The following is a 20,313-nucleotide window of genomic DNA, read 5'->3' as shown; positions in this document are numbered from 1 at the left end:
GGGACGCTTCGTCCCCTGCAAAAGGGGGTTTGGGGGATATCCCCCAAGGCTGTTGGCTCGGATCTCCAGACTCCCAACTTAGACCAACATTGGCAACTCAAGTCGCTCAATTCTTACAGAATGCTGCACAAGCCCCCAGTCGCCAAACCCCAGCGATACACTAGGAAGTTGGCTCGCGCAATGGAGCAGACCGGCGCAGCCGTTCTGTGCCGCGAAACACACCCTGGCGGGTCATTCTTGCCTAGTCTGAACCTTGTGAAACCCCGCTAGAGGCATAACCAAGAGATTACTAACATGCTGCATCGTATCTTCACCGCAGTTTTGATTGGGCTGCTCGGACTCATCCCCCTGTGGACCGTACCCCAACCTGCACAAGCCGCAGGCTGCACCCTCACGGCAATCGTCTGGGAAGGCTATACCGATTCCTCCTTTGCCGATATTTTTGAACAAGAAACAGGCTGCACCATCAAAGCCACCTACGCCGGGTCGAGCGACGAGATGTTCGCCAAGTTCCGCGCAGGCGGCGGCAAAAATTATGATCTGGTCTCCGCATCGGGCGACATCACCGAGCGGCTTTACAAAGCCGGCCTGGTGCGCCCCATCGACACCAGCAAGCTGCAAAATTACAGCGCTGTATTCGAGTCATTTCAGGACGGCAAGTGGAACACCTTCGGCGGCAAGCCCTACGGCGTAACCTTTGCCTGGGGGCCCAACGTGCTGGTTTACAACACCAAACAAGTAAAACCTGCGCCGAAGTCCTGGGATATCTTATTTGACGATAAATATTCTGGCAAAATTGCCCTGCCCGACAACCCCATGACCATTGCCGACGTGGCGCTGTGGCTGGGCAAATCTGACCCCTATGATCTTACTGACGAAGATCTTGCCGAAGTGAAAGCCAAGCTATTGGAACTGCGCCCCCACATCCGCAAATTCTGGACGACGGCGGGCGAACTGGCCAACCTGTTTCAGTCGGGCGAAATCGTGATGGCTCATGCCTGGCCGCTGACCTACACCCAACTCAGCAATGAGGGCTATCCCATCGGCTCCGTCAGTCCCCAGGGCAAGCTGACGGGCTGGACAGATTCCTGGATGATTTCCAAAAATTCCAAGAACCCCGAAGCAGCCTATCAGTGGATTGACTTTATCCTCAGCGGCGACGGGCAAAAGGGCGTGATGGACGTGACGGGCTACTCTGGCGCAACGACGCTGGGCGCGGAAGCCGTAGGCCCCGAAAAGGCGCACGAGCTATTCATGGATGATCTGTCGCTGCATTCGCAGATCAACATGTGGCAGAGCGTCAAGAACTACGACCAGTGGGTTCAGCTTTGGAACGAGATTCGCAGCTAAACTGCATTTCTCAGTCAAACGAAATTGCTGAAAGCCCTGCAAATGCTGACTGGCAATCCAAAATTGCCAATCCAGAATCGTAAAAATCCAGAATCGTAAATGGGTATCAGCTACGGCTCTTGGTATGTCCACATCAGACCGCCATCGACCAGGAACGTAGAACCCGTAATATAGTCTGCTTCGGCAGAACAGAGAAACGAAACCAGAGACGCAACCTCCTCCGGATTGCCCATGCGCTGGAGGGGGATTTTTTTGAGGAATTCTTTGGATTCGTCTGAGTCGTCTTGCAGGCTGGTGTTTTTGTCGGTGGCGATCGCCCCCGGTGCGACATTGTTAATCGTGATCCCCAGCGGCGCAAGTTCCGTTGCCAGCGTGCGGGTCATCATCTTCATGCCGCCCTTGCTGGCGCAATAGGACGCAAAATCGGGAAACGACAGTTCCTCATGCACCGAGCTAATGTTAATAATCTTGCCGGGATGTTTGGCTTCCATGCAGTGATGCACAAAGGCCTGCGCCGAAAAGAAAGCACCCTTCAAGTTCACATCCATCACCTGGTCGTAATCTTCCTCAGTGACTTCCCAAAACGATGCTTTCTTCTGAATGCCTGCATTGTTGACCAGAATATCTAAGCGACCAAAGTGGGCGACGGACTCTGCCACCATCCGGCGCACCTGCTCCATATCGCTCACGTCAGCCTGCACAATTTTCCCTTCGACCGAGCAGCCATATTGAAAACACCGGCCGCCTGCTGCCTCAACCTTGGTCAGCGTTTCGGCTGCGCCCTCTGGATCGGCGCGATGGTCAATTACCACACTAGCCCCATCAGCCGCCAGACGAAGGGCGATCGCCTGTCCAATGCCTGTGGTGCTGCCCGTCACCAGCGCGACCTTTCCGTCCAATTTCATGACCGCCTCCCCAGGAGATTATTAAGAAATACTTGTGATTGATGGAATTTTTGTTACCTCACAGCAAGATCTTGTTACGCAATGCCTCCTCCTGACCATCCTCGAAAGAGGCATTCTGGCGAGTTTTTTCTACTTCTGTAGACGGACTGTAGACAGAACCTTGAGTTAAATGCAGGGGTATTGCAGGACGGACTAGACTCACGAACTACTGATTCACTGTTGCTGATTCACTGTTACTGATTCACTGTTGATGAACTATTGCTGAGCAGTCGAGAAGGAGCGCAACCGAATCTGCCATAATACTTAGGCTTCAATCCATGACATTTCAGGGTCAACCGCAAGAACCGTTCATTCCACAGCACGCTGATCATGCAGATCGTCCAAGTCGTCGATCCGCTCACTCAAGCAGATTCATGCAATCCCGCGCTCGTTGGCAACGAGACCAGCAGGTGATTGAGGCGCTGTCGTCTCTGCTGGACTCTGTTGGAGATCTGAACCGCTATTTGGAACGAGTCGCGTCTAGCGTTTGTCACTTGCTCCGAATGGATGTAACTGTGATTACGCTCTGCGAAGGAGACGACTTTGATCGCGTCATTGCAAGCTCTGATGGCGAAGAAGATCACACGCTCTATACGCTCCACGGAACAGTAACAGGAACGGTGGTGGACACTGGGCGATCGCTCATTGTGGAAGACACGCGCCTTAATCCCGAAGCAGGCGAAATGCCCGACGGCTATCTCTGCTATCTCGGCGTTCCCCTCCGCACCCCCCACGGCGACATCCTTGGCACGGTTTGTTCCTTTAGCTATTCGCCGCGCAGGTTTGCGGAAGAAGAAGTGCGGACGGTGGAACTGTTTGCTGAGCGAGCCGCAATGGCGATCGCCCACTATCGCCTCTATCAGGAGCAGCAGCGGTTTAACGAACTGCTGGAGGCGGAGGTCATCAAGCGCACCCAGGAACTCCGCGCTGCCCAGGCAAAGCTCATCGAGCAAGAGCGACTGGCCGCCATCGGTGAATTTGCCGCCATGATCGTCCACGAAATTCGCAATCCCCTAACGACCGTGAAAATGGGGCTAAAAGCCTTGGGACGACTGGTTTTGGCAGAGCCGGATCAGCTCCGGCTGACGCTAGCCAGCGAAGAGGCCAATCGCCTGGAAGACCTGCTGAACGAGATTCTCCAGTTTTCCAAGCCGCAGCGGGCCATGCAAACAGAGTCCGTAAATCTGGCGGCACTGCTGCAAGACGTGGTGACGCAGGTGCAGGAAACGCCGATTGGGCAGGGACGCATCATCGAACTGGCGATCGCCCCAAACCTGCCGCCCGTGGTGGGCGATCGCAACAAGCTCAAGCAAGTCTGTCTGAATCTGGTGCGAAACGCCTGTGAAGCCGTGATGGAGGGCGATCGCATTCGCTGCACCCTGTTGCCCGATGCCGACACACCCCAGTCGCCCCAGAGACTCTGCCTCTCCATCCACAACGGCGGCCCGCCCATTCCCCCCGGCGATCCGCCGCGCTTCCCCCCGAAGACCTGCCCAAGCTGACCCGCCCCTTCTACTCCACCAAAGCAGGCGGCACTGGCCTCGGTCTCGCCCTCGTCAAACGCATCATCGATGCCCACGGCGGCAGCCTGTCCATCCAGTCCACCGCTGCCGAAGGAACAACCGTTACCGTTCGCCTGCTAATCTAGCCGAAGAACGAAGAATGAAAAACGAAGAACGAAAAACGAACCCTCATTCTTCCCTCTTCCCTCTTCGTTCTTCTCTCTTCGTTCTTCTCTCTTCGTTCTTCCCTTTCCCTCTCCCCCCTCCCCTCTTCCCTTCATGTCCACTCCCCCAATCCAGTGGTATCCCGGTCACATTGCCAAAGCCGAGCGATCGCTTCTGGAACAGCTTAAAAAAGTCGATGTTGTGCTGGAGGTGCGGGATGCGCGAATTCCAATAGCGACGCGCCATCCGCAGATGGGGCAGTGGTTGGGCAACAAAGAGCGGGTGCTAGTGCTGAACCGCATGGACATGATCCCCGCTGGGGTGCAGCAGGACTGGCGCACGTGGTTTCAGCAGCAAAACGACACGGCGTATTTTACCGACGCGAACCACGGCAAGGGCGTGGAGGCAGTGTCTAAGGCGGCGCAGGCTTTGGGCGCAAAGATGAACCAGCGGCGGCGCGATCGCGGCATGTTGCCCCGGCCGGTGCGGGCGGTGGTCATCGGCTTTCCCAACGTGGGCAAGTCGGCGCTGATCAACCGACTGCTGAAGCGGCGCGTAGTAGAGAGTGCCCGTCGTCCCGGCGTAACGCGCCAGCTTCGGTGGATTCGCATTTCTGACGAGCTAGAACTGCTCGATGCACCGGGAATTTTGCCCTCCAAGCTAACGAATCAGCAGGCCGCGCTGAAGCTGGCCATCTGCGACGACATTGGCGAAGCTGCTTACGACAATCAGCGAGTCGCCGCCGCCTTTGTGGACTTATGGAAAGAATTGTCCGAAGCCGCGCCCACTATCATCGGCAGCGGTCTGGAAACTCGCTATGGGCTGTCGCCGTCTGGAGTCACAGGCGAAACCTACCTGGCGCAACTGGCCGAGCATCGCTATCAGAATGACGTAGAGCGAGCCGCGCGACAATTGCTGAATGATTTTCGCAAGGGGCTGCTGGGATCCGTGCCGCTGGAGTTGCCGCCAGCAGCGATCGCAGCAGAGAGACAGGGCAATCCTGAAGAAAGGGCTGAAGAAAAGAGCGGGGAACACACTGGAGAACAGTAGTCCCCAGAGATCCTTGTAAGGAAATATAAAGCGAGTTTACGTTTCTCTAAAAATCTGAATCGGTAAAGACATAAACTGAGCGTTTTGCAGCGCAGTCGGGCGATCGTCCTTATTACAAAACATGAACTTAGTTTGAAAACATTGTGTTATCCCATGCAGAGTATAAAAACTCGCGATATATATCGTAAATGTGGAACCCTTCAAGGCAGTCTTAACTGAAAGACTCATAAAGCCTCAAGTGTAAGCCCTTATATAAGGACTTCAGTGATATAAGGACTTAATATGAGGGCTTAAGTGATCAAGACTCAAGCGCGATCGCCCCTTTGCCGCTTCAGGAATTTTTCAAAGACTGCTGTGACAAGTGCCCTGAAACTGCTCTGAAAGTGCCCTGAAACTGCCCCGAAAAAATTACTTTGAAAGATTGCCCCAACTGTCCACAGGTTTCTAACAGGTTTCTTGATGATCCCCGGATTTTGACTAGATTTTAATCACTAGGTTTGAAGCAGATGATTTGAGCAATCATCTGATCGACTAAATCTGATAAATCTGATAAATCTGATCGACTTAATCAGTTCGTTCGATGCCTGATTTCTGAGCTTTTGCAGACTGGATAATTGGCTAAATGACTGGCCAGATTGTTAGCTAGAAGCCGATCCCCAGCCTCACCCCCAAATCGATGTGCGATCGCCCAGCATTGCAACCCCTTTGCAATGTCCCGGAGCAAACCGCGATGTATTTGGGTTCTGTAGATTTTGGACACGTTGCATGACTTTTTCTCGCCACGATTCTCGCTCCGAATGGTCTGCTTTGGCGTTTCAGACCGATAGTTTACGACTCGATGACTTCGCCGATCCCGCGCTCAATCGGCAGTGGCACACCGACCCACCTGCCTGCGATACCCAGGGAGAGCGGTCGGCAACAGGGATTTACGTTACCGTTCACGGGCATTTCTACCAGCCGCCCCGCGAAAATCCCTACCTGAACGCCATCGAGCGGCAGCCCAGCGCCTCCCCTTATCACGACTGGAATGAGCGCATCCACTACGAGTGCTATCGCCCTAACGCCTTTGCCCGCGTCCTGAGCGACCAAGGCGACCTGCTGGGGATCGTCAACAACTACGAGTATCTCAGCTTCAACATCGGCCCGACGCTGATGAGCTGGCTGGAACATGCCGATCCCGAAGTCTACCAGCGCATTCTAGACGCAGACCGCAAAAGCTGCGATCGTCTGGGAGGCCACGGAAATGCGATCGCCCAGGTCTATAATCACATCATCCTGCCCCTGGCCAACGACCGCGACAAGCGCACCCAGATTCGCTGGGGTAAGGCAGACTTCAAAGCCAGATTTGGGCGCGATCCCGAAGGCATGTGGCTGGCAGAAACGGCGGTAGACTACTCGACGCTGCGAATCCTGGCAGAAGAGGGCATTCGCTTCATTATCCTGGCTCCGTCGCAGGCCCAGCGCTGCCGTCCCCTGCCCACGCCCGACGAGCGCGATCCCTACTGGATCGAAGTCGGCGGCAGCCAGATCGACCCCGTGCGCCCCTATCGCTGCTTTTTGAATTCACCCCATTTCCAGCGCGATGGCATCCTGGGGCAAGATGGGCTGGGTGAAACTGGAGCCGACCCGAACCTGGCTGATACGCCTTACATCGACATTTTCTTTTACGATGGCCCCATTTCCCGCGACATGGGCTTTAACGACGTGCTGAGCAGTTCCGAGCATTTTGTGGGACGCATCGGGCAGGCCGTGCGCGGGGATCATCGTCCTGCTCAGTTGATCTCGGTGGCCACCGACGGCGAAACCTTTGGGCACCACAAAGGCGGCACGGAAAAAGCGCTGGCCTATGCCTTTACCCACGAGTTTCCGCAGCGGGGCTGGCTGGTGACAAATTTTGCCCACTACCTCAGCCTGCACCCGCCCACTTGGGAAGTGGAGCTAAAGCCCGTAACGGCGTGGAGTTGTTCCCACGGGGTCGATCGCTGGCAAGACGACTGCGGCTGTGGTGGGGGCGGCGCGTGGCATCAGAAATGGCGGCGGCCGCTGCGGGATGCGCTGGACTGGCTGCGGGATCAGCTAATTGCAATTTACGAACAGTCCGGTGGTTCGTTTTTCCGCGATCCTTGGGCGGCGCGGGATGGCTATGTCGCTGTGTTGGTCGAGCGTTCTGATACCGCTCTCGATACGTTTTTCGCAGCTTACCAAAGCCACGATCTGACACCGGCCGAACGGGTCGAGGCGCTGAAGCTGCTGGAAATGCAGCGCCACGCCCTGCTGATGTACACCAGTTGCGGCTGGTTTTTTGAAGAGGTGTCGCGGCCGGAGGGAACGCAGATTTTGCGCTATGCTGCCCGCGCCCTAGAACTGGCAGAAGACCTTGCCGCAGTTCGCCTGGAACCAGAGTTTGTCCGTCGTCTGGCGGCGATCCCCAGTAATGTGGAGCAGTTTGGCAACGGCGCGGAACTCTATCGCCAACTGGTTGCGCCTGCCCGCATCACGCCAGAGCAAGTGGCCGCGCACTATGCTATCAGTTCCCTTTTCCACAGCTATTCCCAAGAGCAGCGTCTCTATTGCTATAGCGTCCAGCGGTTAGACTATCAGCTTCGCCGCATGGGATCGCTGACGCTAGCCCTGGGGCAGGTGCAGTTGACCTCCGAGATCACCCGCGAGGTGGTGAATCTGGAGTTTGCGGTGCTACATCTGGGCGGCTGGGATTTTCACTGCTGCATTCGGCCCGCCAGCGGTCGTCGCGCCTATTTGCAATTGCGGGATGAGTTGTTTGAGGCGCTGTCGCTGGCCAGTGCGGCGCAGGTGATTTTGGCGATGACGCGCACCTTTGGCGATTCGCAAAGCGATCTCTGCGGGAATCGCTCCTTTAGCCTGCAAGATCTGTTTGCCGAGGAGCGTCATCGGCTGATGCACCTGCTCAGTCAGGAAACCCTGACCCGCCTGGATCAGCTGTATACCCAGGTCTATCGCGACAACTACGGCGTGCTGCGGGCGTTTCATCGGGATGCTCTGGAGCCGCCCCGTGAGCTGCAAGTCGCCGCCGAAATTGCGATCGCCCATCGGCTGACCCACTCCCTGCAAGCTCTAGAGCGCGAAACCTCTGATTTGCCCCCCACCAATCCCGAACTGTGCGACAGCTATTTGTCGGAACTAGAGGCGATCGCCGCCGAAGCCAACCAACTCCACTGCCATCTGACTGTGACTCCAGCCAGGCAAATCCTGGAGCGGCTGATCCTGCGGCTGCTGTGGCAAGCTCTCAACGAATCGGAACTGGACACCCTGGAGCCAACGCTGGTCTGGATTGAGCAACTGCTGGCCATCGGCGAGCAGCTTCATCTGGGGCTGGCGCTGGATCGAGTGCAGGAGTTGTACTGGCGATCGCTCCACCGCTACCTCCTGCCCCGCTGGTCTGTCGCACAGCAACACTCTGATGCGGCTGCCAAAGCTGAACTGGCGCTGCTTCAACCGCTGCTGTCGCTGGGCAAGGCACTGCGTATTGAAGTTCCACTAGGGGCATTGGCATAACGCTCCCCAAGCTTCCTTGCTAAACTGTGAGAAACGCCGACTGCTGCGCCCTGAGAGGACTGCCTAATGCTATTGACCAGCCTGCCCGATACGCTGCTTACCCCTGCGAAGCTGCCCCATCTCAGCTATGTCGCGCCGCGCGATCGCTTTGATGAGTCGTGGGATGCGCCGCTGTCTACGCTGCTGGGGCTGGGTCGGGCGGCCGGAGCCGATTTTGTCGAGTTCTTCCTGGAACGGGTTAACTATATTAACTGCCTGGCCGAAGACGATACCATCACCAGCATTTCGCCCAGCTTGACTACGGGCGCGGGTGTGCGCGTGTTTCGCGGCAAGGCCGACTGCTACGTTAGCACCAATGATCTGACCTTTAGCGGGCTAAAGCTGGCGCTAGAAAAGGCGTTGTCCATCATGGGGCTAGAACTGCCCAGCGGCAATGCGTTTATCCCGGAAGTGGTGCTAGAGCCGCTGCGGGACTATGGTACGCGCAAGGGCAAGGAAGCCTGGCTGGAGCAGTGTAGCTCGATTCGCGAGATGGGCGAAATTTTGCTGGCAGCGAGCGATCGCCTCGGCAAAAAAGCCAGCCACGTCCAGTCGCGCCGCGCCTCCTACTTCCGCGACTGGCAGGAAGTGCTGGTGGCGGCGAGCGACGGCACCTTTGCCCGAGATATTCGCCTGACGCAATCCACCGGATTTAGCCTGCTGTGCGCCGATGGCGACCATCGTGCCTCCATCGGGCAGCGCATCGGCAGCACCAGCCAGCCCGATTTTCTCCGCACCTGGGATATGGACAGCACCGCCGAAGAAGTGGCGGAGTCTGCCGGAAAAATGCTCTACGCCGATTATGTCGAGTCTGGCACGTACCCGGTGGTGATGGCGAATCACTTTGGCGGCGTGATCTTCCACGAAGCCTGCGGCCACCTGCTAGAGACGACGCAGATCGAGCGCAAGACTACGCCCTTTATCGACAAAAAAGGGGAGAAGATTGCCCATGAAGCGCTGACCGCCTGGGACGAAGGGCGATCGCCCAACGCCTTTGGCACGATCGACATGGACGACGAGGGGATGCCCGCCCAGCGCACATTGCTGATCGAAAACGGCATTCTGAAAAACTTCCTGAGCGATCGCGCTGGCTTCATGCGAACCGGACACCCCCGCACGGGCAGCGGCCGCCGCCAAAACTACACCTACGCCGCCGCCAGCCGAATGCGGAATACCTACATCGCGCCGGGGCCGCACTCTCTCGACGATCTCTTCGCCTCCATCGACAAAGGGATTTACTGTAAAAAAATGGGCGGCGGCAGCGTCGGCGCAACGGGTCAGTTTAACTTTGCGGTGGACGAAGCCTACCTGATCGAAAACGGCAAAATCACCAAGCCCCTCAAGGGCGCAACTCTGATTGGTGAAGCGGTAGAAATCATGCAGCGCATCTCCATGTGTTCCCAAGATTTGGGGCTGGCGGCGGGCTTCTGCGGCTCCATCAGTGGCGGCATCTACGTCACCGTCGGACAGCCCCACCTAAAGGTCGATGCGATTACGGTCGGAGGACGGTAGCTCAAAGTAGCTTAAATACTCAAAACATCTCAAATAAGAGTTCGGGAGCGGGCTGGTGATGGGATGAGGCGATCAGGAGAGTAACTTGAGAGCCACTTGCGAGTAACTTAGAGTAATTTAATTGGATCGCGACTAAGCCTACCCGATTCGACTCATCCCCTTACCACTTCACCCGTACTTTTCTAACCCGTACTTTTCTAAGTAGATAGACCAGATTAAAAAACAGATCCTGAACCCTGAACAGATCCTGAACCCTGCGCCGTCCGCGCAACGGGCGACGCAGGGTTTTTGGGTTTTATATTTATTAATGTCTACCTACTTATCTCTCCATCACTCGCTCCATCAACTGTTGCAATCTTGCGACCAACGGCAACGCCGGAAATTGCTCAGCCCGAATCTGGGGTAACTTGTCGCGGATGTCGCGGATATTCCAGCCTGTGAGTCGGGCCAGGGTTTGGGCTTCTTGCTCGAAGCGCTGCCGGAGCGATCGCCGATATTGCCGCCCTGCCTCACACGCCATCTCGCCCGTATAGGGATGCCGTAGGATATAGCGCCCCTGAAATAGGCTGCGGTTGTTGGTCTGCTGAAAAATCAGGTCTTCCGGAAACTTATCGCGGGTATAGCGCACATGCAGCCGCGTGATGAATACGTTATTGGGCATCTCCGGGCGCGTCCAAAACACGCCTGCCTGCCGCAGTTCCTCTGGCGACAGCGGCTCCGCTGAGCAGGGGTCGCAGCTTCCCATATCCCAGGCATATTCCAAAAACGCCACATTGCGCCCCTCGCGAGTGTAGCTGGTCTGGAACATGGCTTTGTAGAAGTCGCTAAACTCGTCCTTCACGTATACCGGAATTTCTGCATCCGACGGCACCTTCACCGTGCGATAGTTGCTGACTTCTGCCTGCCCCTCCGGCGACAAAATGTAGACCAGCAAATCCTGAGAACTGTCTGCGTTGACCATGCCCAACCGCAGCGGCAGCATAAATCGGGGCGATTCGTAGGTCATTTGCAGGGGGCGCAACGCCTGATAGCCCGAATTTTCGTATTCCTCCAGATTCACCTTTGCCACAAAGAACTTCATCCGCTGGCGAATGTAGGGACGCAGCAGGTCTCGCGCACCCTGGGGAATGCGGTAGCCATTTTGCACCAGCCAGGTTTCTAATCCATCAGACTCGCGGGCGCTGAGAATCAAAATATCGTACTCGCCGACGGTGAATCGTTCTTCTACCGTCACTCCGAGCGCCTGATTGCTGCGTCCAGCCCGACCGGGAGCGGCACTTTCCATCACTGGAGCCGCCATTGGGCGATTCCAAAAGATGGGCGGAGCGCACGGATCAGGGTCGAAGTATTCCACCAATCTCGGTGCGCTAAACGAATCGAGCCGCTCGATGATCCGTGAATCGGCTATTTGCACCTGTTCGCGCTGCAAGATCACGGGAACTGGAACGACCATTGCAAAGTCTTTGACATCACCCTGGTAGTCATTGGCCATCGTGAGAACCGTGCGATTTCCACTGCGGGCGATCGCCACTTGAGAAGCCTGGTTATACAGCTTCGCATCGGCTTTTGCCACATAAAACCCGCAAAATGCTAGCGCTTCGGATGAAACTGTGAACGTAAGTAGGAATGCAAACAGGGCAATCGCCCACACTCGAAAAGACCGCAAAGAGTTCAGTGAATGTTGAAGCAGAGATTTCATAAAACCACCTATTCAGGAACGTATTTTTGTCGGAGTGCGAGTCGGGGAGAAAACGGGAGCCGCAGCGCCGACTGCGACCACTCGAACCGGGCCGCAGGCAGCAGCCAGTCCAGCAGCAGACTCAGCGGAGCCAGGGCAAACAGCGCCCAAAACGGAGCCGTGGAAAGAAAGAAGACATTCCGCAATATAAAGGTAAGAAGCGCGATCGCCCCGGCCCAGATCAGCCGTCCCGTGCGGGAATTGGGAATCGTGCGCGGGTCGGTAATCATAAACAGCGCAAAGAGCCACTGGTGAGCCGATGCGCCCACACGTCCCACGTCCAGCCCAGCCACAGGTTTCGCCCGGCCTCCAGCACCGCATAGCTGCCGAGAAACGCCGCCGACGTGTCCCAGCGCCCCACCTTTTGCAGCACCAGCCCACCCGCCCCCAAAAACAGCAGTCCATACCAGCCACTCTCGCCCCACTGCCCCGGCGAAACCCACGCATCGCCCGACCACAGCAGCGCCATGACAATGCCAAAATTGCCGGGATTAAACACATGCCTGCCCCGCAGCCGCAGCACAAACTTGCTGGCGATCGCCCCCATCACCGCTAGCGCCATCGTCAGCGGATGATCGACCCGCAGCAGCAGGCTCATGCCCAGCCCCGTCACCAGCGCACTGGGCAGACTGGAGAGGATTTGGGGATTGCGACACCGCAGGGCGATCGCCCCCCAGAAGTCGCCTATGTGATTTGCGTGATTTGCTGTGTCTGTCGCTGGATCTTCTGTCGCTGGATCTTCTGTCGCTGGATCTTCTGTCGCTGGATCTAATGAATCTGATGGATAAAATACGGCTCCGCAAAGTGCCTGGGTGATGAGGCAAGTGGCGATCGCCGACAGCACCACGACCGGGTTCAGCGACCAGTCCCGCGTGCCCGCCCCCAACAGCAAAAACAGCGCCAAAAAGCCAATTTGATAAAGCCTCGCGTCCTGTACCATCGTTCGGTTTCGCCGCAACGTTGGCAGCTATTATGTCGCGCTGCTACGGCGGCTAGTGGCCTGTTTCAGATTTTGTAACCGCAGGTAAGTTACAGCATTCCCCTACGACAGCAGCTTTTGGTATTCCTGCTCGGTGATCAGATCACGGGTCGTTTCCACGCGATCGACAAATACCAGACCATTGAGGTGATCGATTTCGTGCTGGACAATGCGGGCGACGAAATCGGTGAAGACCTGACGGCGCAGATTGCCGTGGCGATCGCCATATTCCACCTCAATTTCTCGATAGCGGGGCACGAGGCCGCGAATCCCTGGCACGCTGAGGCAGCCCTCCCAGCCTTTCAGCGTTTCGTCAGAATGACTGAGCAGGCGCGGGTTCAGCATGGGCAGCGGCTCCATCTCTGGCGCATCGGGGTAGCGCGGGTTTGGGCGCGACGCGACGATGACTAGACAAATGGGCTGACCCACCTGGGGCGCAGCGATGCCCACGCCGTTTGATGCGTGCATTGTGACCAAGAGCTGATCAATGAGGGCTTGCAGGGCAGGATCACTAGAAGGGGCGATCGCCTGCGCTGTGTCTCTCAACCTGGGATTGCCCAACTGCAAGATTTCTAAGCGAGGGGAGTTTGAGGAGGGGTGAGTTTGGGTCATGTCGGGTTGAGGGTTACAAACTTGCAAACTTGGGTGGAGGGGGCCGCCTGCTCTATGCTCTAGGCTGAGGCTAGCGATTGGGACGGCGCTCGGCGGTGGGCTTGCGGAGGCGCGTCAGCCCCAGTTCGGTCTGCACCCGCAGGCGCATGGCGGCGTGGCGATCGATGCCCTCGTAAGCGTAGCGGTTATATCCGTTCTGGCGGATTTGTCGCTCGATGTTGCGCTGTCGCTCACGGGTATCGGGGTGGGTAGAGAGCCACTCAAAGGGGGCGACTCGCCGCTCTTGTTTTTCCAGCGTCACCATCAGCCCGTGCAGCCCGTCCGCTGCGTAGCCTGCCGAGGCCAGCAGTCGCGTCCCAAAGGCATCGGCCTGGCGCTCCATGTCGCGGCTGTAGTTGAAATAGAGCAGGTTTGCCGCATAGCCGCCATAGGGAATGAGCTGGAAGGCGTTGCCTAGGGTGTTGGCATCGACCGCAAGCTGGAAGCCATGCGAGAGGGAGGTGTGGGCGAGTTCGTGGGCGATCAGTCCGGCTAGCTCTGCCTCTGATCGGGCTTTCAGGATTGCGCCTGCGTTGATGAAGATTTTGCCGCCCGGCAGTGCAAAGGCGTTGAGGCTGCGATCGCGGATAATGAAAAACTCGTACTCAAATTCCGATCGCCCCGTCATCGCGGCGAGGCGCTGCCCCATGTCGTTGACGTAGGCATTCACCGCTTCATCCTGAATGAGCGGTAACTGGCGGGCAGCACGACGGGCGATCGCCTCTCCCACGTTCTCTTCGCCCCGCAGCAGCGCGATTCCGGTCTGAATTGAAGAGATGGGGCCAAACAGGTTGCCCGTCAGCGCAAAGCCCAGCGCCCCAGTCAGCAAGTTGGCGATCGCCCCGGCCCGCAAATCGCGCTCCAGTCGATTGCGGAAGGTTCTGGCGTGCTGAGCCGCCAGCGCCTCAAACTCCGCTGCCGCCGGATCATCGGGATACATCAGGGCAAACTGCCGCGCCGCGATCGCCGCTTCTACCAGTTGCCCGTTGGTTGCCAGGGCCGCCACCCGTGCCTGCACCAGTTCTGCCGAGTCGGGATATAGCCCCACGGCCCGCTCCAGCACCGCCAGCGCCTCGTTCGAGCGATCGCCCGCCGCCAGCACCTCGGCATAGCGCAGATGCCCCAGCACAAACTCTGGATGCTGCTGAGTCAAGAGCCGCAGGGCAGACTCCATGCGCGGACGAGAATTCTGCGATCGCCCTGCCTCTGCCTCGCGCCAGTAGACCTGTCCTTCGGGGGGCAACGCCTCTGGCTCGGTGACCAGCGGGGGCACTTCGACGACATCCACTTCATCAAACGGCGCTTTTGCCAGCCGATAGCGGGCTTCTGCCTCCCGCCGCAGGCCCATCTGCCACAGCGCATCCCCCTCTCGCAGCAGTTCCAGCGCTACTGCCGGGTCGATCGGGGCAGCACTGGGTTCCGGTGCGGCGATCGCTGGCTCAATAACTGGCTCGGCGACTGGCTCCGTAACGACTGGCTCCGTAACGACTGGCTCGGTGACGACTGGCTCGACTGGTTCCGTCAGCGCATCCAGTTCAGGGTGCGGCTCCGCAGATGGCTCACCCGCTGTGTTTAGAGTTGGCGCAGAGTCTGGATTCACCTCTGTCTGGTCAACCCGTTCTCCTGCCACGGCAGACTCGTCAACCGCGCCGCCCAGCAGAACCTCGGCAAGGGGAGAAATTTCGGCGGTGGCTCCAAATTCTTCCAGCACCCAAGCCGATGAGGTATTGGTGAGGCTGGCTGAGGCTCCGGGCAGCATCGACGGAGGATCTGCGAAAGCTTCGGTGACGGGCGACCCTGGACGATCGGGCGCTGAGATACCCGCAGCCGCTACAACCTCTGAAACAGGCGCGACTGAAACGGACGCAACTGGCCCCAACGCAGCGGGCGCATCGGGCTGGGCTGCGATCGCCCCCTCCACCAGTGCTTCTGCTAGGGACAGCAGGATCGCCAAAAGGCTGCATAGCCAGAGACGATGGAGAAGAGAGGACATGGCGATCGCCTCCTCAGCATTCTACAAGTCAGAACTATCGCTTGGTAGCGCCGACGCGGGGTCAGGGCTGATGCTAGTTGCCCACTAGCCACTTCTGCCCGTTTAGCCGCTGCAATGTGTAGAGCACCATCAAGTCCAGCGTTACCTTGCGTTCGTCAATCATAAACGACTCTAGCAGGCTAGGGCTTGCGCCATTCCCAGCGCAGCTAAAGACCTTTTGCCCCTGGATATCTTCCTTTACAAAGCCCACCAAAAACTGGTGCTGCCCGCCTTGAAACTTGCCCTGCACCTGCCAGCAAGCGCCGAGTTCCTCCATGCCCTTGATCGGCAGCGGCAGCTTCTCAAATGTCAGATCCAGATCGTCAAACCCTGTGGCGGCCATTGCCTTTTTCAGGCTAGGCATATAGTCTTGCGTGATGAAGTCTGCAAAGGGCTTGTCTTCTAGCGCAGGTGGCTTTTCTTTCTTGGGCTTGGCCGCAGGCGCTTCGCCATCCCTAGATTGCGCTTTGGGTGCGCGGGGCGGCTTATTTTCATCGGGGGTCGCTGCGGGTGTGTCGGAGGCAGGTTGTGCCTCGGTCGGTGTCAATGCGGCTTCAGCCGGAGGATTGGTCGCTTCGTCTGGCATGGCTATCTGCAATCAGTCGTCATAAATTACTCCCATAGTACCGGGTTGTCACCGATTCAGAAACGGTTCGCCCTGCCCAACTGCCGTCAGAATTTCTGAGGCAGGCGATTAGAATTCTCAACCGTTATGCTGCTAGATCTGCCGAGAACATGCTGAGAACACGCCGAGAACATGAACCCAAAACCTAAATGGTGCGCCGGACATTGCCCAACGCACCTGTGGTTCATGACGCAATCACGCGATTGTTGCACCGTCTGGAGCCATCGAAGCAAGGCTGGGAACGAGCGATGGGCTGGGGCGATCGCCGCCTATTAAGCCATGATACGTTTTGCAACCAGAGCAACCCGGCAAACCGAGAATTCGGCGGCGGTTGGTCTATACTGCCTTATCCTCTCTGTCATTTAATATATGTTTTCTGATGCCAGGTCTTTGAACCAAGCCGCTTTGGGAACCGAACTCCGCGCTGCTGCGGGTGTGCAGCCCTCCGGGTTGCGAGCAGCGACCACCTTCGACAGCCTCCGCCCCACCCGGACGGTACGAGCCTCCAGCGAACGCAACTTTGGTACGCTAAATGCGGGCAGTAGCCGATCAGCTGCGGGGAATGTGGGTAAAAAAAGCCCGGATTTCTTCAAGTTCAAAATTACTCGCCAGCGCACGGTGTCTCTGAATGTCACCATTCAGGAACTCATCAGCCGACGCTACATTCGGGGCGCTATTTTAGACAACAAAAAACGTGCCCTCAAGGTATCCGACACGCTGCGGGCCCCGCTGGAATCTGATCGCTTTTCGATTAAGCTAAAGGCTGGCACGTATTACACCAAAATCGTGACCGACGGCAATCGCATTAACTACAGCTTCCGACTCCAGGTTCGGTAAGCTAATCGATCAGGTGATTAACGGGCGATCGCCCTCCTGGATTATGCTCGAGTGCGATCGCCCTAATCCCGACATCCCAGCGAGTATCGCGTTTCCACGCCCGTTGTAGGGTTCACCCCGTCGGCAATTTTGCACAGTTCTTTTACCTGAGCGCCATCCAAAATAGCATCGGTAAAATCAGCGCCCGTGATATTGACATCCTGGAAGGTGGAACGCAGAAGGATCGTTTCTGTTAACACTGCATCGCTCAGATCGGCACCTTTAAATTTCACCTGATCGAGCATGGCATTGCTCAAGTCTGCGCCATGCAAAATTGCATCCGTAAGAACCGACGCGCTGAACACGCCGCCGCGTACATTTGCACCCGTAAAATTTGCCTGATCGAGATTGGCGTTGGAAAACTCGGCGGAACGGAGTTCCTGTCCTGAAAAATCGTGTTTCCGCAGTTCTGCATTGCTATAGGACGGTGGCGGCGCATATTTTGCAGCCTGGGCATAGGCAGGCATACTCCAGCCCAAGATGGTGCCGATCAAGAGGGCGATCGCCATTCCCAGTCCTGCTGCGATTCGAGTGTTCCAGCGCATGGGTGCCTCCTGCAATTTCAGAACGGAGTCAGTCGCTCTTTGCGGGCAATTCTTTTCTAAAGCATTTTCAAGAGCAACTCTTTCTATCTTGACAGGTTAGGGGACAGGGCACAGCAGACCCACGACATATCTATCAATCACACGACAGACTCACACGATGGACTCACACGATGGACTCACACGACAGACTCACACGACGGACTGACAAGACAGAAAGCAATCTTTCAGAAGACGCAATATACAACTTTGCCGACCCCCTCCCCCTTTTCTGGTATGCCAAAGTCTTTCAGCCCTCCCACGGTGCGGGAGAGGAACTTCAAGCCTCTCTTGATCCCTTTCTCCCAGGTTGGGAAAAGGGGTTGGGGGATGAGGGCAGATTGAAAGTCGCACATTACGTTCAGGAACGTTTCTGTGGGGTGTTCATTGAAATCTTCTATGGCTTGGGTCTGTTGATGCTCCTGAGCAGCTTGCTACGATCGCCCTTGGAACGCGGTTCCAAATTTTGCCTGTTGTGGTTCGTCTGTGATTCGCCTGTGATTCGCCTGTGATTCGTCGTTGTGATTCTTGGATGCTGAACTATCCATGCCTGCCCGTCCTTATCAACCCCTGCTGCTCCGCATTTTGCACGGCGTGACCGGAGTTTCGGCGATCGCCGCCATCCTCACCGCCGCCTGGACGTTCGACACCTACGATGCCCGGTGGATCGACCTGCCCTTGCCGCACTGGCCAGACATTGAAGGCATCCACGGCACCTTTGGGCTATATGCACTGCTGGCGTTTCCGCTGCTGGTGCTGTATGCCTTTCGTCAGGGCGATCGCCGCCTGGCCCAGCCCGATTCGCTGGCCACGCTGACTCGCACATCTCCAGCGCAACCCGTGTGGTGGTACGCGCTGCATCGCTGCACGAATACCGCTATGCTGCTGGCGATGACGTTTGCGCTGTTTTCCGGCAAAATGATGGACTCTGGCTGGCTACCACGCGGCGAAACACACCACGCCTGGTATTTGACGCATCTGGTGTCTTGGGTGGTGCTGGTGCTTGCTCTGGGGCTGCATTTGCTGATGTCGGCTAAGGTCGGCGGGCAGCCGCTGCTGCTGTCGATGCTGGACTGGCGATTTCGAGCAAAAGATCACCCCCGATACTGGCCAGGGCACATTGCCCAGACCTGGCATCAGCGTCAGTTCAGCACGCTGCGCGGCTGGCTAGCCTGGGTCCACAGCGTCAGGCTCCTGGAAGCGCTGATTCTAGTGGCGATCGCCCTGGCCTGGATCATTCCAATCTTCAAGCACTAATCTAAGGGCGAAAAGCCTTCTTCGTTCTTCGTTCTTCGCTCTTCGTTTTTCGCTCTCCGTTTAGGAAATCTATGAAAAATCCCGGCAGGGAGGCCGGGATGGTGGGTGAGGAGCATGCATATCCAAAAGCTTAAGAGCAGGCTATGACGACAAAGTGACATCCCAAACACATCTCTGTGAAATTAGAACAGGACTTACGCACTTGCAATAAGCTTTCTGGATTTTGGACAATTTCTCGCGGGCTGCACCCGCGAGAAATTGTCCAACTGAGTAAGTCCTATAGAATTTAAGGGCTTTATTGAAAAGCGATTGCTCGCGATAGCCTGTTAACAAGCGCTTTCAAGGTCGCCCCTTAACCCCCACTCCTGAATTGCAAAACGCTTCTTCTCGACCGACTGGCTGGCTCGTCTGGCTGATTCTCACGATTGGAATTCTTTCGGTGTCCACGGCAGCGCTGTTTATTCGGCTGGCGCTGCAAGCGGCAGGCGCAGAAGGTGCGGGGTTTAGCCTGTTTTTGGCGGCGACGCGGCTGTTGATGGCGGCGCTGATTTTGCTACCGGCGTGGCGTGGGTTTCCAGCGGAGGCGCTGCGACGAGATAGCGCTGAGAAATCTACTAGCAACCCTAGCAACCCTGGCAGCACGGGCAAACCTGGTAACGCGGGCAAAACTGTACGGCGATCGCTCTTGTATTCCGCCGGAGCAGGCGTATTTCTGGCGCTGCACTTTGCCGCCTGGATTACGTCGCTGTCCTACACGTCGATTGCGGCCTCGACGACACTGGTAACCACGAATCCGGTGTGGGTAGCGCTGCTGTCGTGGATCTGGTTCAAGGAAAAACCGTCCGGATTGACCAGTCTGGGCATTGCGATCGCCCTCGCAGGCAGTCTCTTGATCGGGCTGGGGAGCAGCACAGGCAGCGCGGCGGGTAGCGATCCGCTGCTGGGCAATGGGCTGGCGCTGGTGGGGTCTTGGGCCGTGAGCTTCTATTTCTTGCTGGGGCGCGAGGCGCAGCGCAAAGGGTTGGGCATTGGGCATCACGCAGCCCTGGCCTACAGCGTGGCGGCGCTGGCGCTGCTGCCGCTGCCGCTGCTGACAGGTCAGGGATACACGGGCTACCCACCTGCGGTGTATGGCTACACGCTGCTGATGGCGCTGTTTCCCCAGGCAATCGGGCATACCAGCCTCAACTGGGCAGTCCGCTGGGTGTCGCCGACGCTGGTGACGCTGACGATTTTGGCAGAACCCGTTGGCTCCAGCATTCTGGGATTTCTAGTCTTTCAGGAAAACCCAGGGCGCTCCGTGCTGCTGGGGGCAGCGGTGATTTTGCTGGGGGTGGCGATCGCCGCTGTGGGCAATGCTCCCAAACCATCTGCCCCCTAGCGGAAAAAGCAGCTATCCCATCCCGAAGGCGGCTCGATATTCTCAGACCGCTGCTCCGGCTGACGGGCAGGCGGCTGTGGCGGGCGTGGCTGGACTG

Annotated in this window: 15 protein-coding genes and 1 pseudogene; 9 read left to right on the top strand and 7 right to left on the bottom strand. The window is 57.3% G+C overall.

Features of this window, described 5'->3' with window-relative positions:
- Nucleotides 1-294: 294 nt before the first annotated feature.
- The gene (locus IGS51_RS10540) at nucleotides 295-1,350 is read left to right on the top strand and encodes an ABC transporter substrate-binding protein (protein WP_297078355.1); all 1,056 of its coding nucleotides are present in this window, start codon (nucleotides 295-297) and stop codon (nucleotides 1,348-1,350) included.
- 110 nt (nucleotides 1,351-1,460) lie between these two features.
- Here IGS51_RS10540 and IGS51_RS10535 read toward each other — a convergent pair whose 3' ends face one another.
- Nucleotides 1,461-2,255: an SDR family NAD(P)-dependent oxidoreductase gene (locus IGS51_RS10535; protein ID WP_297078354.1), complete on the bottom strand. Its 795-nt coding sequence runs from the start codon at nucleotides 2,253-2,255 to the stop codon at nucleotides 1,461-1,463.
- 413 nt (nucleotides 2,256-2,668) lie between these two features.
- Here IGS51_RS10535 and IGS51_RS10530 point away from each other — a divergent pair, with 413 nt between their 5' ends.
- The 5 genes from IGS51_RS10530 (at nucleotide 2,669) to IGS51_RS10510 (ending at nucleotide 10,096) form a co-directional block, all read left to right on the top strand.
- On the top strand, nucleotides 2,669-3,796 hold the full coding sequence (locus IGS51_RS10530) for a GAF domain-containing sensor histidine kinase (protein WP_297078353.1): 1,128 nt from the start codon (nucleotides 2,669-2,671) through the stop codon (nucleotides 3,794-3,796).
- Nucleotides 3,715-3,942, top strand: coding sequence for an ATP-binding protein (locus IGS51_RS10525; RefSeq protein ID WP_367279314.1), 228 nt, complete (start codon nucleotides 3,715-3,717; stop codon nucleotides 3,940-3,942). The genes IGS51_RS10530 and IGS51_RS10525 overlap by 82 nt, the downstream gene beginning before the upstream one ends.
- A gap of 133 nt (nucleotides 3,943-4,075) precedes the next feature.
- Entirely contained in the window at nucleotides 4,076-5,011 is a 936-nt protein-coding gene (gene ylqF, locus IGS51_RS10520; RefSeq protein WP_297078352.1) for a ribosome biogenesis GTPase YlqF, read from the top strand.
- Between the two features lie 765 nt (nucleotides 5,012-5,776).
- Complete coding sequence (locus IGS51_RS10515; protein WP_297078351.1) at nucleotides 5,777-8,545, top strand: DUF3536 domain-containing protein; 2,769 nt, start codon at nucleotides 5,777-5,779, stop codon at nucleotides 8,543-8,545.
- 66 nt (nucleotides 8,546-8,611) lie between these two features.
- The gene (locus tag IGS51_RS10510; protein ID WP_297078350.1) at nucleotides 8,612-10,096 is read left to right on the top strand and encodes a TldD/PmbA family protein; all 1,485 of its coding nucleotides are present in this window, start codon (nucleotides 8,612-8,614) and stop codon (nucleotides 10,094-10,096) included.
- Nucleotides 10,097-10,415: 319 nt separating this feature from the next.
- Here IGS51_RS10510 and IGS51_RS10505 read toward each other — a convergent pair whose 3' ends face one another.
- From IGS51_RS10505 to IGS51_RS10480, 5 genes and pseudogenes are all read right to left on the bottom strand, one after another.
- The gene (locus IGS51_RS10505; protein ID WP_367279313.1) at nucleotides 10,416-11,738 is read right to left on the bottom strand and encodes a DUF2330 domain-containing protein; all 1,323 of its coding nucleotides are present in this window, start codon (nucleotides 11,736-11,738) and stop codon (nucleotides 10,416-10,418) included.
- Between the two features lie 65 nt (nucleotides 11,739-11,803).
- A pseudogene (locus IGS51_RS10495) lies at nucleotides 11,804-12,774 on the bottom strand (RnfABCDGE type electron transport complex subunit D).
- Between the two features lie 102 nt (nucleotides 12,775-12,876).
- Nucleotides 12,877-13,425: a peptide deformylase gene (gene def, locus IGS51_RS10490; RefSeq protein WP_297078346.1), complete on the bottom strand. Its 549-nt coding sequence runs from the start codon at nucleotides 13,423-13,425 to the stop codon at nucleotides 12,877-12,879.
- A gap of 70 nt (nucleotides 13,426-13,495) precedes the next feature.
- Nucleotides 13,496-15,457 carry a M48 family metalloprotease gene (locus tag IGS51_RS10485; protein WP_297078345.1) on the bottom strand — a complete coding sequence of 654 codons (1,962 nt, stop codon included), beginning with the start codon at nucleotides 15,455-15,457 and terminating at the stop codon, nucleotides 13,496-13,498.
- Nucleotides 15,458-15,530: 73 nt separating this feature from the next.
- Entirely contained in the window at nucleotides 15,531-16,082 is a 552-nt protein-coding gene (locus tag IGS51_RS10480) for a DUF2996 domain-containing protein (RefSeq protein ID WP_367279312.1), read from the bottom strand.
- Between the two features lie 429 nt (nucleotides 16,083-16,511).
- Here IGS51_RS10480 and IGS51_RS10475 point away from each other — a divergent pair, with 429 nt between their 5' ends.
- Nucleotides 16,512-16,958, top strand: coding sequence for a hypothetical protein (locus IGS51_RS10475; RefSeq protein WP_297078344.1), 447 nt, complete (start codon nucleotides 16,512-16,514; stop codon nucleotides 16,956-16,958).
- 62 nt (nucleotides 16,959-17,020) lie between these two features.
- On the opposite strand, the gene IGS51_RS10470 is transcribed toward IGS51_RS10475, so the two are convergent.
- Nucleotides 17,021-17,506 (bottom strand): pentapeptide repeat-containing protein, encoded by a 486-nt coding sequence (locus IGS51_RS10470; protein WP_068516548.1) that lies wholly within the window; start codon nucleotides 17,504-17,506, stop codon nucleotides 17,021-17,023.
- A gap of 618 nt (nucleotides 17,507-18,124) precedes the next feature.
- Here IGS51_RS10470 and IGS51_RS10465 point away from each other — a divergent pair.
- Nucleotides 18,125-18,835, top strand: a complete 711-nt coding sequence (locus IGS51_RS10465; RefSeq protein ID WP_297078343.1) for a cytochrome b/b6 domain-containing protein — start codon at nucleotides 18,125-18,127, stop codon at nucleotides 18,833-18,835.
- A 370-nt stretch (nucleotides 18,836-19,205) separates the two neighbouring features.
- A complete protein-coding gene (locus IGS51_RS10460; protein ID WP_297078342.1) occupies nucleotides 19,206-20,216 on the top strand; it encodes a DMT family transporter in 1,011 nt (336 codons plus the stop codon).
- Nucleotides 20,217-20,313 lie beyond the last annotated feature (97 nt).

The sequence above is a fragment of the Thermoleptolyngbya sp. M55_K2018_002 genome (assembly GCF_015295965.1).
Classification (GTDB): Bacteria; Cyanobacteriota; Cyanobacteriia; order Elainellales; family Elainellaceae; genus Thermoleptolyngbya; species Thermoleptolyngbya sichuanensis.
The sequence above is the reverse complement of the archived record's forward strand: the minus strand, read 5'-3'. Positions and strand labels throughout refer to the sequence as shown.